The organism is Halomonas sp. MCCC 1A11062 (genome assembly GCF_021404355.1).
Classification (GTDB): domain Bacteria; phylum Pseudomonadota; class Gammaproteobacteria; order Pseudomonadales; family Halomonadaceae; genus Halomonas; species Halomonas aerodenitrificans.
Map to the genome: position 1 here is coordinate 91545 of NZ_JABFTW010000010.1, position 15558 is coordinate 107102.

Genomic DNA, 15558 nt, shown 5'->3' on the forward strand with positions numbered 1-15558 from the left:
TGCCATCATCTCCCTCTCCCTGGACACCCCACCCTGCTCAAGATAGGTGCCTGACCCGTTGCTGCAAAGGGGAAACATGCCTAACGGCCAGACGGCTTGGATTTCCTCTCATAATGCCGCCAAACTGGGACCAAACAGAGCGAGGTGGCCGTCGATGTTCAAGTCCGTGCTGGTCATAGGGCGTTTCCGTGACATCCGGCTGGAAGTCCATATCAGCTGGCTGATCATTTTTGCCCTGCTGTTGATGACCATGAGCGCAGGGTTCAGGCATCAGTATCCGGACTGGACCACCGCCACCGCCGTGCTCACTGCCTTGGTGACGGCTCTGCTCTTCTTCTCCTCGATATTGGCCCATGAGTTGGGGCATAGCCTGGTAGCCATCCGCCGCGGCGTACCCGTCACGGCCATCACTCTGTTCATCTTCGGCGGCGTAGCCCAGATGGCCCGCGACCCCGACAAGGCAAACGATGAGTTCTCGATCGCCATTGCCGGGCCAATCGTCAGCTTTGCTCTGGCGGCCACCTTCGCTGTGCTGGCCATGCTGACGGCGGGCTGGTACCAACCGCTTACCGTTGCGCTGAATTGGCTGGCAACGATCAATCTGCTGGTGGCGCTATTCAACCTCATTCCCGGCTTCCCCCTCGACGGTGGTCGCGTGCTGCGAGCGCTGGTCTGGAAAGTGACCGGCGACGCCAAGAAGGCCAACGAAACCGCCTTTGCCAGCGGCAAGCTGGTCGCCTACGGCCTGTTCGGCCTGGCCATCTGGAATCTGGTGGCTGGCAATCTCGTGGGCGGCCTGTGGATCATGCTGATCGCCTGGTTCCTGCTCAACATGACCCAGGCACAGGGTCGCATGCACATGCTCAGGGAGCGGCTTGCCGGCGTGCGCGCCCGCGACCTGGCCGAAGCGGAGATACCGCTGGTAGATCCGCAACGCTCCATTGAGGCGTGGCTGCATCAGGACGTATTGCCTTCCGGTCGTCGGGCCTTCCTGGTGGGGACCAACGTCGCCGAAGTGGTTGGACTGGTATCACTCAGCGATGCGCGGCATGTAGAGCACTCACGGTGGGCCTCGACCCAGGTTGCCGACATCATGACACCGGTGAAGAAGCTGCATCACGTATCACCCGGAGCCAAGGCCGACGAAGTGCTTCAGCTTCTCAACGAGCACGGGCTGAATCAGATCCCGGTCATGCAGGATGGGCGGGTAAGCGGCTGGATCGATCGGCAGCGCCTGCTTCGCACTATCGAGATTCATCTGGAAGTGAACCGTTGAGTGTGGCCGGCTCGGCCATGCAGACCCGGTTGCGCCCGGTCGCCTTGGCACGGTAGAGCGCCTTATCGAGGCGCTTGTAGCACTGTGCCTCTGCTTCCTCTTCCCCCAGCTCGGCAACGCCGAAGCTGCTGGTAAGAGTCGGAACTGGAGTAAACGGCTCGTCGGCGATGGCCTGACGCAGCCGCTCGGCAAGGTTAACCGCCCCCGTCAGCGGCGTGGCCGGCAGCAGCACCATGAATTCCTCGCCGCCCCAGCGCGCCAGCACGTCCACGTCTCGCAGCAGTGCATGGCAGGTGTGCACCAGCTTTTTCAGCACCATGTCTCCAACACTGTGACCGAAGGTGTCGTTGATGCGCTTGAAGTGATCCAGATCGAACATGATCAGGCTAAGCGGCTCGCCGCTGCGATGCGCTCTCTTACGCTCGCGGGCCAGCAGATCGAGAAAGCGGTTACGGTTGACCGCCCCGGTAAGCGGGTCGTGGCCGGCATGATACTCGAGCTCCGCCTGGTGCTGTTTGGTCTGACTGATGTCGCGCATGATGGTAGCGATGCTGTCGATTTCGCCGCTTTCATTGCGGCGCGTCACGATCAGTTGTGAAACGGGAATCTCACCGTCACGCCCCAGCACGGCGGTCTCCGCGTACCAGTAGCCGTGCTCCATGGCGTAGGGAATACCTTCCTCCTCGATGAGATGGCACACCCATGGCGGATGCGCGCTGACCAACGCATCGGCCAGCTTGTCGGGCAGAACGCCGAACTGGTCGCGCCCGGCCTTGTTGAGATAGACCACACGGCCCTGGCCATCGGCGATGGCGACGATGTCGGGCGAAGCGTCCAGCAGGTGTGTCAGCCGATCCCGATTCATCTCGGCGGCATGGCGAGCCGTCACGTCCTCGACGATGCCGCTGAAGTCGACACTGCCGTCTTCCGCGACCTGGCGCAGCACGGTGACCTCGGTGTGGATGAGCGTTCCCTTCAAGGTACGCAGACGCAGCGGGCGGCGGCTCACGACCCCGTCCCGTTCCAGATCCGCGATGAACGACTTGAGTTCCTCGCTGCAAACATACAGCGATGAGGGCCGCACCCCCAGCAATGCCTCGAGCGACTCGGCCTCGAAGATCCTCAGCATGGCGGGATTGGCTGCCGTGAAGCGGCTTTCCGGCTCGGCGGAGTTGCGATAGACCCCTACGGGGAGGTTATGGAACAAGTCGTTGTAGGTCTCCAACTGAGCGTAGTAACGCTTCTCGTCGGTGACGTCGATGATGATCGAGTGGAGATATTCGCGCCCCTCGAGACAGACCGGCCCCGAGTAGACGTGCACGTCGCGCACATCCCCGTTGGCCAAGCGATGCTTGAATTCGAAGAACAGCTGCTGGCAGGCTTCCGCCTTGGCCATGTTGGCGAGCACCACCTCAGGATCGAGGCAGTTGATGTCGGTGACACTCAACTGCTTCAGCACTTCGGCGGGATAGCCGTAGAAGCGCACGGCGGAAGCATTGGCATCGACGATCCGCCCATCGCTGGGGTCGATCAGCAGCTTGATGGCCGGATTGGTATTGAACAGCTGTTCGAAGAACGAAGCGTTATCGTCACTGGTCAACGGCGAGCCCCTTGCGTATCGACGGCTTGTCTCGAACATGAGCAGGCGTCGTTATAATAATGGTCATATCGTTATTTCGGCAGTTTCAGTCTGAGCTGAAGGCATGAGCCTGCCGATACTTTGAGATTATGACGTCCTGGCGCGAATGCATAGATTGCGCGGGGTCAATCGATGCGCACAGAATGTGCCGATTTCCACCCTGAAGCCGGCTTCTTCAAGCCGCCGGACGCGATCCATGACCAGCCAAATCTCCAGCGGACGCCGAAACAGGTGACGTACCAGCTCCAGCCGGCTCACCTCCGCCAGCCGCTGCCAGCCCGCGGCCTCGTAACGCCGATAGTCGAGTCCGTCCTCAAGCGCCAACCCCTTGCACTGCGCCGCCCAGTGGCAGAAGGCGTCGAAGCGCTCGGGCATCTGGCCATAGGCCAGGCTGGGCACAGGCAGGTAGGTATCCACGCCACGCAGCTCGCGCTGCAGCTCATCGAAACCCAGCCGCCAGGCATTGGCCCGCTCACGATGCCGACGCACTCCCAGCGGCGCCGTAACGGTTTCCTGAACCGCCAGCGCCAGGTCGGCACGTTCCAGATGCAGGGAGTGACTGTGACACAACGTCCGCCCGAGCTGAGATACGGGGCGATAGTCCGCCGCTTGCGTGCGGTGGTAGCAACATGGCGCCAGGGTCACGGCGAAGCCCGATGCCACGGCGCGCTCGAGCAGCCCGAGATGCAGGTCGCCGCAGGCGTGCAGCGCGACGACATGCGTATCGGCAGAGAGAAAACCCACCACCTCGTCGGCCAACACGTCCTGCCGGTACAACCGTACCGCCGCCTGCTGCGCCACAGCCAACCGTTGGCCTTCCTCGCATAGGCTGGCCTGCCACTCCAGGGCGCTGACCTCCCGGCCATGCCACCTGGCCAGGGCGCGGGAAAGATGCCCCTTGCCAGCGCACCACTCCAGCAAGCGCTCATGGGGCGCGACGTCCAGGTGCCGGACGAAGGCCTCGATCTGTTGCCATTTGCGCCCGCCGACATGTTGGCTCCAGGCCTCCGGCAACGACTCGCCTGTGGAAGACAGTGGCGACAGTTCGACCAGCTCGGCCAGCTCAGCGACCGGCAGTCGGTCCGCGAGCGGAGAGTCGTGCCAGGGATCGGCCTGCAGATGGGCGAGATGGGCGTCGCTGAGCCCCAGCAGCGTTTCGGTCAGTTCCGGGTAACGGTCACACCAGGCGGCGCGACGCTGAGTGAACGGAAGCGGACGCCAGACCGCTTGCCATTCGGCCAGCAGAGCGGTAAGGCGGGAAAACTGCGGCTCAATATTCGATGCGGGATGCGCTGGCATCGAACTCCACCGCGATGTCGATACCCTCTTCCAGGCTCGCCTCTTCGCCCAGGGCCTGCTGCAGGGCCAGAACGCCCTCCACCCTACCCACCACATGAGCCTTGCTGCCTTCCACCTCGAAGGTATCCAAGGCCAGGCGAACCTCGGCGTTGTCGGAAGTGAATACCGGCGGCATCACGCTGGCACCGATGGGGTGCAACAGATCGAACTTGGCGATTTCACCCTCCACCAGGGTGATGCTGAGCGAGAGCGAATCACGCACACGCCAGCTGTCCGGTGCGGTGAAGCCGACCAGATCGATCACGACCCGATCGCCCAATTCGGTGAAGGTGGCGTTGGAGTCCAGACCCTGGCTAAGAATGAACCATTCGCGCTCCTGGCCATCCAGCAGCCCCGTCATCATGCCGACGGTCTCGACCTCCTCCTGGGCCTGGGCCGCCCCTGTCATGGCCAGCAGCATCACAGGCCCCAGCCATGACCACAGCGTCGCTCTCACCCTCATGTTTCCCCCTTGACGTGCTTCGGCACGCATCGGCAACTGCGTCGCGGCCATTCTCCCGGGCACTTACCTGACTGACAAGCCCCGTGAAAAAACGCCAGGCCCCGTGTGTGGCACACTGAACTCCCGACCGTGCCACGCTACTCATTTAGCCAGCATGTCATTCAGCATAGCCTGCATGGCACCACACGAACCCGACCGCGCCGACAGTGCAGCTGGCCGTTACGCCGATGGGTGACGGAATGGTAAGGTCTCCGACAACCCTGCGGGTCTGATGTTGCGCAATCCGTTCCCGGTGACAAGGACTACACGATGATCGATTTCTGGACCTGGACCACTCCCAATGGCCGCAAGGTTTCCATTCTGCTCGAAGAGCTCGGCCTGCCCTACCGTACCCACGCCGTGGACATTACCCGGGGCGAGCAGTTCGAGCCGGCTTTCCTCGAGGTGAGCCCCAACAACAAGATTCCCGCCATTCGCGACGCCGAAACCGGCACGGCCTTGATGGAATCGGGTGCGATCCTGATCTATCTGGCCGAGAAGACGGGACGCTTCCTGCCCAGCGAACCCGAAAAACGCTACCGCACCCTGGAATGGCTGATGTGGCAGATGGGCGGGCTTGGCCCCATCCTGGGTCAGGCCCACCACTTCCTGAAGTTCAACGCCGGCAAGGCCCCCTATGCCGAGGAACGCTTCCACGCCGAGGCCGAGCGCCTCTACCGCGTACTGGATGCACGCCTGGCCGACAACGCTTACCTGGCCGGCGATGAGTACACCATTGCCGACATCGCCTGCTGGCCCTGGGTATCGCGCTACGAGTGGCAGCGTATCACTCTCGACGATTATCCCAACGTGAAGCGCTGGTACCTGGAGATCGCTGCCCGCCCGGCGGTGCAACGCGGTTATCAGGTACCGCACAAGGTCAACGAGATTCCTCTGCCATGAGCCACGCTGCCACGACGAATAGGCAGGACGCGACTCAGCGCAGCGTGCTGGTAACGGGCTGCTCCAGCGGGATCGGCCATGCCGCCGCCCATGCCTTGGCCAAGCGGGGCTGGCGCGTGTTTGCCACCGCGCGGCGCGAGGAAGACCTGACGCGCCTGCACGACGAAGGGCTCGAGGCACTGCCGCTGGAGCTGGCCTCGAGCGACTCCATTACCGCCTGCGTGGAGCAGTTGCTGGCGCACACAGGCGGCAGGCTCGACGCACTGTTCAACAATGCCGCCTACGGCCAGCCGGGAGCCGTCGAAGACCTCTCCCGCGAGGCGCTGCGTACGCAGTTGGAAGTCAACCTGCTCGGCACCCACGAACTGACCACGCGCATCGTTCCCGTCATGCGCGAACAGGGCTTCGGCCGGATCGTGCAGAACAGCTCGGTGCTCGGTTTCGCCGCCCTGCCGTATCGCGGTGCCTATGTGTGCTCCAAGTTCGCCCTGGAAGGGCTCACCGATACGCTGCGTCAGGAGCTTTACGGCAGCGGCATCCACGTCAGCCTGATCGAGCCTGGCCCGATCGCCAGCCGCTTCCGCGAGAACGCCTACCGCGCCTTTCTCGAGCACATCGATGCCCAGCGTAGTTACCATCGCGACATCTACCGTGTCGTCGAGGCTCGCCTGGCAGGGAAAGGGACATCCTCGGGTGGAGCCTTCACGCTGGGGCCGGACGCCGTGGTCGACAAGCTGATCCACGCGCTGGAGAGCCGTAGGCCGAAAGCGCGTTATCATGTCACGCTGCCCACCCATCTGTTCGGCGTGCTCAAGCGCCTGCTCACCACCCGGGGGATGGACCGGATACTGCTGGCATCGACACGCGACGAACGCAAAGGAGACTGAACTTGGGCCGACTCATTTCGTTGATCTTCCTGGCCGCCCTAGCCTATGGAGGCCTCTATTTCTACTACGGCCATGTCGTCAGGCAGGCCATCGATGAGCAGCTCGAGGCGCGCGGTCTCTCGGCCGTGGAGGTGCGACGGGTCACCTATGAGCCGCTGGCACCGCTGAGTACACGAGCCACCATCGCTGCCGAGATCCACTATCGCGGCGCCGACGCCACGGTTAGCGTTCGTCTCGAGGGCCACCCTATCTTTTCCGACGAGGTGCGCATGGAGCTCGACGGCCTGCAGAACCTGCGGCTAAGGTTTGGCGTGGGAGGATAACCAACAGGAGGACACCCATGAGCAGTGCCTACGTGGTCGGACAAGTTACGGTACATGACCCCGAGCGCTGGATGGAGTATGTCGAACGGGTACCTGAAACTCTCGCCCCCTGGGGCGGCGAGGTGATCATGCGTGGTCAACGTACGGCCATGCTGGCAGGCGAGCCGGGGCATCCCAACATCGTGATGCTGCGCTTCCCCGACCGGCTGGCCGTGGAGCAGTGGTACGCTTCTCCCGAGTACCAGGCCCTGGTGCCGTTGCGCGACTCGGCGGCCCAGGTCGAGCTGGCCGCCTACGAGGGATAAACTTCGGCACTGCGTACACGCATGCTATGCTGCGGGCTTTATCTCACGACAGCCTCTCACGACAGGAGCACGACATGGCCAAGGCAACTGCGCGACACATTCTGGTGAACAGCGAAGAGAAGTGCGAGGCTCTCAAGGCCGAGATCGAAGGCGGTCGCGACTTTGCCGAGGTTGCGCGCGAGCACTCCACCTGCCCTTCCAGTCGCCAGGGCGGCGACCTCGGCAGCTTCGGCCCCGGCCAGATGGTGCGCGAATTCGACGAGGTGGTGTTTTCCGGCGAGCTGAACAAGGTCCATGGTCCGGTGAAGACCCAGTTCGGCTATCATTTGCTGGAGATCACCAGCCGTAGCTGATAACCAGCCACAGCCGGTTATTGGCGACAGCATGACGCCACCTCCAGGAGAAGCCGCTCGTGCCTTGAACCGCACGGCGGCTTTTCTCGTTTGGCCCCCTGTGCCGAGCGGCCTCACGCGCTAGGATAGAGCCATGTCGAATCGATCTTTCGCCAACAGGGACGTCGCATGACTCTCTCAGCCAACCCTTCGCGGATCAGTATGCCGGAACCAGGCTCCGCTGCCGGCAACGGCGGCGAGGCCGGCACGCCGATGATTCAGGTCGAACAGCTCTCCAAGATCTATGGTGGCGGTTTCCAGGCGCTCAAGGAGGTGAGCCTGACCATCCGCCGCGGCGAGATCTTCGCCCTGCTCGGCCCCAACGGAGCCGGCAAGACCACGCTGATCAGCGTGATCTGCGGGCTGGTCAATGCCACCAGCGGCAGCGTCCGGGTCGATGGCTTCGACAACGTGGCCCACTACCGTGAAGCGCGCGAGCGCATCGGCCTGGTACCCCAGGAGCTGACCAACGAGGCCTTCACCACGGTATGGGACACGGTCAGCTTCAGCCGCGGGCTGTTCGGCAAGCCCAAGGATCCGGCGCATATCGAGAACGTGCTGCGCGCCCTGACCTTGTGGGACAAGCGTGACAACCGCCTGCTGGAGCTCTCCGGCGGCATGAAGCGGCGGGTGCTGATTGCCAAGGCACTGTCGCACAACCCTCAGGTGCTGTTCCTCGACGAACCCACGGCCGGCGTCGACGTGGAACTGCGCCGGGAGATGTGGGAAGTGGTGCGCGGGCTGCGCGACCAGGGCGTGACCATCATTCTCACCACCCACTATATCGAAGAGGCCGAGGAGATGGCTGACCGCATCGGTGTCATCCGTCGCGGCGAGCTGGTCCTGGTGGAGGAGAAAGCCGCCCTGATGCAGCAACTCGGGCGCAAGGAGCTGACCCTGCACCTGGCGGTACCGCTCGAAGCCGTGCCTGCAGCCCTTAGCGGCCACGACCTCGTATTGGCCGACGAGGGCCATGCGCTGGTCTACACCTACGACGTCAGCCGTCAGGACGAAGGCACCGGCATCGCCGGGCTGCTGGCCGACCTGGAGGCAACCGGCATCAGGGTGAAGGACCTGCACACGCGACAGAGCTCGCTGGAGGAGATCTTCGTCAACCTGGTCAGGGAGAGTGCATGAACCTGCAATCGGTGAAAACCATCTACCAGGCCGAGATGGCTCGCAGCCTGCGTACGGTGCTGCAGAGCATCGTCTCCCCGGTGGTCTCCACGTCGCTCTACTTCGTGGTGTTCGGCGCGGCCATTGGCACCCGCATCAGCGAAGTGGACGGCGTGAGCTACGGCGCGTTCATCGTGCCGGGGCTGATCATGCTGATGCTGCTCACTCAGAGCGTCTCGACCGCTTCGTTCGGCATCTTCTTCCCGCGCTTCTCGGGGGCCATCTACGAAATCCTCTCAGCGCCGATCTCCTATTTCGAGATCGTGCTCGGCTATGTCGGGGCAGCGGCCACAAAGTCGATCATCCTGGGCCTGATCGTACTCGGCACGGCGCGGCTGTTCGTACCATTTTCCATTCAGCATCCGTTGATGATGCTGCTGTTCCTGATCCTTACCGCGGTGACCTTCAGCCTGCTCGGCTTCATCATCGGCATCTGGGCCGACGGCTTCGAAAAGCTGCAGTTGGTACCGCTGCTGATCGTCACGCCGTTGACCTTCCTCGGCGGCACCTTCTACTCCATCGACATGCTGCCCCCTCTGTGGCAGGCGGTGACACTGCTCAACCCGGTGGTTTACCTGGTCAGCGGCTTCCGCTGGAGTTTCTATGGCACCGGTGACGTGAGTATCTGGGCCAGCCTCGCCATCATCACACTGTTTCTCGGTGTAGCCCTGGCGGTGATCAACTGGATTTTCCGCACCGGCTATCGGCTCAAACCTTGAGGCAACGCATGCAGCCGGTGGTTAGCGCGCAGCGTTGAGCGCTACGGCACAGTTGCCGCTGGCGCTCGCGAGCGTTATTGGCCATGCTTTCACAGATTGCGTTTACATATTTGTAACAGGAGGCACAGACTACTTACAGCACGAGCAGAACACGAGAATAAGCGAGCAGCGGAGTGATCCATTCCACGACGACTCCATTGCTCCATCACAAGGGAACTGCAATGACTGCTGGCAAGAACGAAGCTAGGCAGGGAGCTTCGCTCAATTGGTGCGTCGAGTTTCACGACGCCCCGCTGGAAGCCCTCTATCGCCGCACCATGCGCTTACAGGACGCACAGCAGTTGCGCTATGCGCTATGGCTGATTGCTGCCACCTTCCTCTTGTTCATCGCAGCTGACTATCTCCTGCTCGGCGCAAGCGGCACCTTTCTCATCCTGGCCACCACCCGTATCGGCGTGACACTCAGCTGCCTGGTGCTGGCCCGTTACATCACCCGAGACCCTGCCCAGGCCCACCGGCCGCTGCCGCTCAATCTGGTCTACTTCGCCGCCATCAGCGGTTTGCTGCTGACGATCTACCTCCACCCGGGCAGTGTCGGGCTGCACATCTCGAGCATCGTGGTGGCCAGTCTGACCATCTATCTGCTGGTGCCCAACCGGCTGACCTGGATTCTCGTCTGGAATGGCTATCTGTCGTTCGGCTTCATTCTGCTGGCGCTGCTGTGGAAACCCCTGGCCCCCGGCATGCTGGCGAGCACCCTGATGATCATCGCCTTCGCCAATCTGATGGGCTGGCTGACCTTCAGCCGACTGAACCGGCTGCAGCGCAAGCAGTTCGCCCTGCTGATGGATGAGCGCGACATCAATCGCAAGCTGCAGAGCGAGATCGAGGAGCGCCAAATGCTCGAAGCCCAGCTACGCCACATGGCAAGTACCGACCCACTGACCGGTATCGCCAACCGCAGGCACTTCTTCGAACTGGCGGAGCGCGAGCTGACCCGGGCTCATCGCGAGCACACGCCGCTGGCCATCTGCATGGTCGATATCGATCTGTTCAAGACCCTCAACGATCATCATGGCCATGCCGTGGGCGACCTGGTGCTGACGACGGTGGCCTCCTGTTGCGCCTCGGTGCTGCGCGAGACGGACATCATCGGCCGCTACGGCGGCGAGGAGTTCGTCATCGCCCTGCCCCAGGCCGATCTCGAGACCGCCAACTCAATCGCCGAACGCCTGCGAGACAAGGTGACCTCCCTGCAGCTCCCCATGCTGCCCCTCGGCCAGCGTCTTTCCGTCACGGTCGGCATCAGCCAGGTCGCGCCAGGGGAAACGAGGCTGGAACCGGCACTGCAACGCGCCGACGACGCTCTTTATGTCGGCAAGTCGCGCGGCAGAAATTGCGTCGTGGTGGCCGGCGAGGCTCCGCCCGCGTTCTCGGCAAGAGCCTGAGCGTGGCCACCACCCCGGCTTGAACTCGACGCCGGGCCCGGTATGATTCGTCTCCTGCCCAGGCTCTGTCCGAGTAGCTGGCACAGCCCACCCAACGCCTATCACGGCGCCCTTCACGGCGGAGATGGTCATGCCGATACAGCACTGCATCGTCCACGAGATCGACAAGGAGAGCGGCGAGCAGCCGGCAAGCCTGCGGGCAGCCACTGCCGAGCTGGCATCGTCGCCGCTGCTGGAAGACCTGCTGTCGGGATTTCACGATGCCTACCATGCCAAGACCAAGGCATGGGGTCACTTTCAGGAGCCGGACGCCAGCGAACCGGGCTCGGCAACGCCCTTCGCCCAAGAGCTGACCGACTATCTGGAAGCGCGCAGCGACTTTGCCGCTTTCAGCCAGGCTCTGGCCAATCGCCTGCTGCCGCTGGTCGACGCGCACCTCTCCGCCTCCGGCCATCTCCTGTGCATCGACTATCGTCAGGGTGAAACCCACTATCTCGGCGTGGCATTGCTGCATCAACGTACGGGGTTCGGTATCGACTCGGCCATGCGGGTCGTGCCCGCGGCGCAGCTCAACCTGGCGCGCATGAGCCTGGGGCTGCGAATCAATCTGACCCAGTGGCGCGACGGCGCCGCTTCGCGTCATTACCTGTCGTGGATTCACGATCGCGGCGGCAGAAAGCTCTCGGAGGATCTGGCCACCGTACTCGGTGCCACCGAGGGGATCGACGCCACCGGCGAGACCCGCACCCTGCTCAAAGCCTTCAGCGACTATGTCGAGCGCGAAGACATGCCCGAGGAGCAGAGCCGGGAGAAGACCGAAGCGCTAATCGACTACGCCAATGAGCAGGCCGGCCGCGGCGAGCCGATCACCCTGGAAGAGCTCTCGGAGCTGCTCGACGAGCAACAGCCCAAGGCATTCTACGACCACATCCGCAACGCCGACTACGGTCTCTCGCCCGAGATACCGCCGGACAAGCGCACCCTCAGACAGTTTCGCCGCTTCACTGGCCGCGCCGGCGGCGTCTCGATCAGCTTCGACTCCCATTTGCTGGGGTCGTCCATCGAGTATGACGAAAGCCAGGACCGGCTGATCATCAAGCAGGTGCCCAAACAACTCAAGGAGCAGCTCAAGCAACGCAAGGAGTGACGCAGCCCGGCGCTACTCGATGTCGTGGGTAGCCTCGGCGTTGGTCAGCCATTCGCGCAGTACCTGCTGACCGCGCCGGGCAATGCCCGGACCGTGCAGCTGCGCCTGCTCACGCAGTTCGACCGGATCGACTTCCGCCACGGCAAGCTCGGCGGCATGACCAATCAGCCAGGGCTCGATTCGGGTCGGGTCCACCTCGAGATGAAACTGCAGCCCCAGCACCTGATCGCCCACGGCGAAGGCCTGGTGCGAACAGGGGTGGCTGTAGGCCAGCCGCGTGGCGCCGGGGGGCGTTTCGAACATGTCGCCATGCCAGTGCAGGACGTGATCGGGATTGCCCAGGTGGCGTAGCGGCCCCTCCTGTCCGTCTCGCGTCAGGTAGACGTCGGCAAAGCCGATCTCCTTTTCCGGCATCGGAAAGACCCGCCCGCCCATAGCGCGGGCGATGAGCTGTGCCCCGAGGCAGATACCGAGCAGCGGACGTCCCGAATCGAGCCGGTGGCGAATGGCGTCCAGCTCGGCGGCGAGAAACGGAAAGAGCGCATCGTCGTTGGCGCCAACCGGCCCGCCCAGCACCACCATCAGCTCGGGGCTGTCAACATCCAGCGATTCCAGAGCATCCGGCCCCAGCAGTCCCGGGTCGAGGTAGCGGATGCGGTAGCCGAACTCCTCGAGGATCGGCTCGAAGATGCCCAGATCCTCGAAAGCAACGTGGCGGATGGCAACGACACTCTTCATGCGCAAGAAACTCCTTTTCCGTTCCGGACGGTTTGGCAGACACGCCAACCGCATCAGCAGCATAGCCAATGGAAACACCAAGCGTAATAACTTGGGTTTGCCGTTCTGAGGTAAAGCCGACTAGCTTGAGGGAGCATCATCGTTCTGTGCGCTCATGGATTGAGAAGGGGTCTTGGTCATGCAAGGCAAGGAAGTCACAAACCGGGATAAACCGGTGGTGATCATCACCGGGGCTTCGGGGGGCGTAGGAACCGCCCTGACCCGCAGCCTGAAGGATGACTATCACATCATCGGACTGGACCGCAGCGCGGGCGAAGAGGCCGACGAGAGTTACGAATTCGACCTCACCGAGGTCGACTCCATCAAGCGCACGATGAATGAGATCGCCGAGCGGCACGGGCGCGACATCGCCGCCGTGGTGCACCTGGCGGCCTATTTCGATTTCACCGGCGAGGAGTCGCCACTCTACGAGAAGGTCAACGAGCAGGGTACGCGCAACCTGCTCGAGGCGCTGGCAGACATGAACGTCGAGCGCTTCATCTACTCCAGCACCATGCTCGTGCACGAGCCTCAGGTACCGGGCCGCCGGGTCAGCGAGGAGACGCCGATCGGCCCCACCTGGGCCTATCCGCAGTCTAAGGCGCGCACCGAGGAGGTGATCAGGGAACATGCCCGCATGCCCTACACCCTGCTGCGCCTGGCCGGTATGTACGACGAGAAGACCAGCGTGCCGACGCTCTCCCACCAGATCGCGCGCATCTACGAGCACACCCTCAAGAGTCATTTCTACTCGGGCAACACCAACGCCGGCCAGGCCTGCGTGCACAAGGAGGACATGATCGAGGCCTTTCGCCGCACCATCGACCGGCGCCGCGAACTGCCCGAAAAGAACGAAATCCTCATCGGTGAGGAGCATGCCGTCAGCTACGAGGCGCTGCAGAACCGTCTGGGTGAGCTGATCCACGGCAAGAAGAAATGGAAGACCGTGGTCATGCCCAAGCCGCTGGCCAAGACCGGTGCGCTGCTGGAAGAGAAAAGCGAGCCGCTGGTGCCGGACGATTTCGACAAGGGCGAGAAGCCCTTCATCCGGCCGTTCATGATCGACATGGCCGACGACCACTACGAGCTGGACATCCGCCGGGCGCGGGAACAGCTCGGCTGGGAGCCGCGCCATGAGGTCTTCGACACCTTGGAGGCGATGGTCGACCACCTGCTCAGCGACCCCCACGGCTGGTACGAGGCCAATGGCATTACCCCCCCGGACTGGATCGAGGAGGCCGAGGAGAAAGGCGTCAATCCCGAGCGGGTACTGGAAGATTATCAGGCACATACCCAGCGCGAGCATTACCGCTTCCTGTGGGCGCACTTCTTCAACATTGCTCTGGGCGCCTGGCTGGTGGTATCCCCCGCCACCCTGGGCTACGACGGCGCCATGGCCTACAGCGACATGGCTTCGGGTCTGCTACTGGCGCTGTTCGGTGCGCTTTCACTGTCGCTGAAGCTGATCTGGACGCGGTGGGTGTGCGCGGCGATCGGCCTTTGGGTGCTGTTCGCCCCGCTGGTGTTCTGGAGTGACAGCGCCGCGGCCTACCTCAACGGCACCGTTGTCGGCACCCTGGCCATCGGCTTCGCTGCGGTGGTGCGGCCGGCGCCCGGTATCTCACCGGCAGCGGCCATGACCGGCCCGACCACGCCGCCCGGGTGGAACAACAACCCGTCGAGCTGGCGCCAGCGCATGCCGATCATCGCGCTGGCCTTCGTTGGCTTCTTCATCTCACGCTATCTCGCCGCCTATCAGTTGGGGCACATCGACGCGGTGTGGGACCCATTCTTCGGCGGCACCCGTGAGGGCCTGAACGGCACCGAGGACATCATCACCTCGGAGGCCTCCGAAGCCTGGCCGGTGCCCGATGCCGGCCTGGGCGGCATGGTCTACATGCTGGAGATCATGCTCGGCCTGATGGGTGCGGCCAACCGCTGGCGCACCATGCCTTGGGTAGTGGCCTCGTTCGGCGTGTTGATCGTCCCCCTCGGTGTGGTCTCGGTGACCTTCATCATCATCCAGCCCATTCTGATCGGCACCTGGTGCACCCTGTGCCTGATCCAGGCCGGGGCGATGCTGCTGCAGATCGCCTACGCCTTCAACGAGTTCGTCGCCACCGGTGAATTCCTCAGGCGGCGGCGCAAGGCCGGTGCTCCGGTGCTCAAGATCTTCTTCACCGGCGATACCGACGAAGGTCCCAACGAATCGCCGGACGAGGATTTCCAGTGCAAGCCCACCGCCATTCTCGGCGACGCGCTGGGTACCGGGGTCAATCTGCCCTGGAACCTGGCCCTGTGCATCCTGATCGGCGCCTGGCTGATGCTGACCCGCATCACCTTCGGCGCCGAGGGCACCCTGGCCAACTGGGAGCACCTGGTTGGGGCGCTGCTCATCACCCTGGGCGTCATCGCCATGGCCGAGTCGGCCCGTCCGGCCCGCTGGCTGATGATACCGCTGGCCACCATCCTGCTGTTCACACCCTTCCTGCACGGCGCCGACACGGCCGCGACGATCAACAGTCTGATTTGCGCGGTGGCGGTGATCTTGCTCTGCCTGCGTCGCGGGCCGATCCGCGGCGAGTATGGCATTTGGAGCCGCTTGCTGGCCTGAAGCCTGCTGATCTGAAGAGAGTACCGGGGTTGCCTGCGGGCGCCCCGGGCTCACTCATGCACCGATGCCGCAGCCCTGATATCGTATCCCCATGCCTGCCATGAGTGACCAC

Annotated in this window: 15 protein-coding genes; 11 read left to right on the plus strand and 4 right to left on the minus strand. The window is 63.3% G+C overall.

What is annotated here, in order from left to right:
- Window positions 1-154: 154 nt before the first annotated feature.
- On the plus strand, window positions 155-1276 hold the full coding sequence (locus HOP58_RS12900) for a site-2 protease family protein (protein ID WP_010628094.1): 1122 nt from the start codon (window positions 155-157) through the stop codon (window positions 1274-1276).
- Here the strand turns inward: HOP58_RS12900 and HOP58_RS12905 are convergent.
- The 3 genes from HOP58_RS12905 to HOP58_RS12915 all read right to left on the minus strand — a co-directional run bounded on the left by HOP58_RS12905 (window position 1245) and on the right by HOP58_RS12915 (window position 4716).
- The gene (locus HOP58_RS12905; RefSeq protein WP_234260502.1) at window positions 1245-2876 is read right to left on the minus strand and encodes a sensor domain-containing diguanylate cyclase; all 1632 of its coding nucleotides are present in this window, start codon (window positions 2874-2876) and stop codon (window positions 1245-1247) included. The two genes, HOP58_RS12900 and HOP58_RS12905, sit on opposite strands and share 32 nt — an antisense overlap.
- Window positions 2877-3002: 126 nt before the next feature.
- Entirely contained in the window at window positions 3003-4214 is a 1212-nt protein-coding gene (locus HOP58_RS12910; protein ID WP_234260503.1) for a methyltransferase, read from the minus strand.
- Window positions 4186-4716 carry a hypothetical protein gene (locus HOP58_RS12915; RefSeq protein WP_234260504.1) on the minus strand — a complete coding sequence of 177 codons (531 nt, stop codon included), beginning with the start codon at window positions 4714-4716 and terminating at the stop codon, window positions 4186-4188. Before HOP58_RS12915 ends, HOP58_RS12910 begins: the two co-directional genes overlap by 29 nt.
- Before the next feature lie 309 nt (window positions 4717-5025).
- On the opposite strand from HOP58_RS12915, the gene HOP58_RS12920 reads away from it, so the two are divergent.
- From HOP58_RS12920 to yejK, 9 genes are all read left to right on the plus strand, one after another.
- Window positions 5026-5658, plus strand: coding sequence for a glutathione binding-like protein (locus HOP58_RS12920; protein ID WP_010628090.1), 633 nt, complete (start codon window positions 5026-5028; stop codon window positions 5656-5658).
- Window positions 5655-6545 carry an SDR family oxidoreductase gene (locus tag HOP58_RS12925; protein ID WP_234260505.1) on the plus strand — a complete coding sequence of 297 codons (891 nt, stop codon included), beginning with the start codon at window positions 5655-5657 and terminating at the stop codon, window positions 6543-6545. The genes HOP58_RS12920 and HOP58_RS12925 overlap by 4 nt, the downstream gene beginning before the upstream one ends.
- A gap of 2 nt (window positions 6546-6547) precedes the next feature.
- On the plus strand, window positions 6548-6868 hold the full coding sequence (locus HOP58_RS12930) for a hypothetical protein (RefSeq protein WP_010628088.1): 321 nt from the start codon (window positions 6548-6550) through the stop codon (window positions 6866-6868).
- 17 nt (window positions 6869-6885) lie between these two features.
- A complete protein-coding gene (locus HOP58_RS12935; protein WP_234260506.1) occupies window positions 6886-7173 on the plus strand; it encodes a DUF1330 domain-containing protein in 288 nt (95 codons plus the stop codon).
- 74 nt (window positions 7174-7247) lie between these two features.
- The gene (locus HOP58_RS12940; protein WP_010628086.1) at window positions 7248-7526 is read left to right on the plus strand and encodes a peptidylprolyl isomerase; all 279 of its coding nucleotides are present in this window, start codon (window positions 7248-7250) and stop codon (window positions 7524-7526) included.
- A 252-nt stretch (window positions 7527-7778) separates the two neighbouring features.
- Window positions 7779-8702 carry an ABC transporter ATP-binding protein gene (locus tag HOP58_RS12945; protein ID WP_026038082.1) on the plus strand — a complete coding sequence of 308 codons (924 nt, stop codon included), beginning with the start codon at window positions 7779-7781 and terminating at the stop codon, window positions 8700-8702.
- On the plus strand, window positions 8699-9460 hold the full coding sequence (locus HOP58_RS12950) for an ABC transporter permease (RefSeq protein WP_010628084.1): 762 nt from the start codon (window positions 8699-8701) through the stop codon (window positions 9458-9460). The genes HOP58_RS12945 and HOP58_RS12950 overlap by 4 nt, the downstream gene beginning before the upstream one ends.
- A 221-nt stretch (window positions 9461-9681) precedes the next feature.
- Entirely contained in the window at window positions 9682-10908 is a 1227-nt protein-coding gene (locus tag HOP58_RS12955) for a GGDEF domain-containing protein (RefSeq protein WP_234260507.1), read from the plus strand.
- Between the two features lie 130 nt (window positions 10909-11038).
- Window positions 11039-12055 (plus strand): nucleoid-associated protein YejK, encoded by a 1017-nt coding sequence (gene yejK, locus HOP58_RS12960; RefSeq protein ID WP_010628082.1) that lies wholly within the window; start codon window positions 11039-11041, stop codon window positions 12053-12055.
- A 12-nt stretch (window positions 12056-12067) separates the two neighbouring features.
- Here yejK and HOP58_RS12965 read toward each other — a convergent pair whose 3' ends face one another.
- Window positions 12068-12793 (minus strand): glutamine amidotransferase, encoded by a 726-nt coding sequence (locus tag HOP58_RS12965; protein ID WP_010628081.1) that lies wholly within the window; start codon window positions 12791-12793, stop codon window positions 12068-12070.
- 178 nt (window positions 12794-12971) lie between these two features.
- Here HOP58_RS12965 and HOP58_RS12970 point away from each other — a divergent pair, with 178 nt between their 5' ends.
- Window positions 12972-15446 (plus strand): NAD-dependent epimerase/dehydratase family protein, encoded by a 2475-nt coding sequence (locus tag HOP58_RS12970; RefSeq protein WP_234260508.1) that lies wholly within the window; start codon window positions 12972-12974, stop codon window positions 15444-15446.
- Window positions 15447-15558: the final 112 nt, after the last annotated feature.

Excerpts from the sequence above, each read along its gene's own strand:
- HOP58_RS12900 (WP_010628094.1), top strand. The coding sequence starts at position 155 with ATGTTCAAGTCCGTGCTGGTCATAGGGCGTTTCCGTGACATCCGGCTG.
- HOP58_RS12910 (WP_234260503.1), bottom strand. The coding sequence starts at position 4,214 with ATGCCAGCGCATCCCGCATCGAATATTGAGCCGCAGTTTTCCCGCCTT.
- HOP58_RS12915 (WP_234260504.1), bottom strand. The coding sequence starts at position 4,716 with ATGAGGGTGAGAGCGACGCTGTGGTCATGGCTGGGGCCTGTGATGCTG.
- HOP58_RS12920 (WP_010628090.1), top strand. The coding sequence starts at position 5,026 with ATGATCGATTTCTGGACCTGGACCACTCCCAATGGCCGCAAGGTTTCC.
- HOP58_RS12925 (WP_234260505.1), top strand. The coding sequence starts at position 5,655 with ATGAGCCACGCTGCCACGACGAATAGGCAGGACGCGACTCAGCGCAGC.
- HOP58_RS12935 (WP_234260506.1), top strand. The coding sequence starts at position 6,886 with ATGAGCAGTGCCTACGTGGTCGGACAAGTTACGGTACATGACCCCGAG.
- HOP58_RS12940 (WP_010628086.1), top strand. The coding sequence starts at position 7,248 with ATGGCCAAGGCAACTGCGCGACACATTCTGGTGAACAGCGAAGAGAAG.
- HOP58_RS12945 (WP_026038082.1), top strand. The coding sequence starts at position 7,779 with ATGATTCAGGTCGAACAGCTCTCCAAGATCTATGGTGGCGGTTTCCAG.
- HOP58_RS12950 (WP_010628084.1), top strand. The coding sequence starts at position 8,699 with ATGAACCTGCAATCGGTGAAAACCATCTACCAGGCCGAGATGGCTCGC.
- HOP58_RS12955 (WP_234260507.1), top strand. The coding sequence starts at position 9,682 with ATGACTGCTGGCAAGAACGAAGCTAGGCAGGGAGCTTCGCTCAATTGG.
- yejK (WP_010628082.1), top strand. The coding sequence starts at position 11,039 with ATGCCGATACAGCACTGCATCGTCCACGAGATCGACAAGGAGAGCGGC.
- HOP58_RS12965 (WP_010628081.1), bottom strand. The coding sequence starts at position 12,793 with ATGAAGAGTGTCGTTGCCATCCGCCACGTTGCTTTCGAGGATCTGGGC.
- HOP58_RS12970 (WP_234260508.1), top strand. The coding sequence starts at position 12,972 with ATGCAAGGCAAGGAAGTCACAAACCGGGATAAACCGGTGGTGATCATC.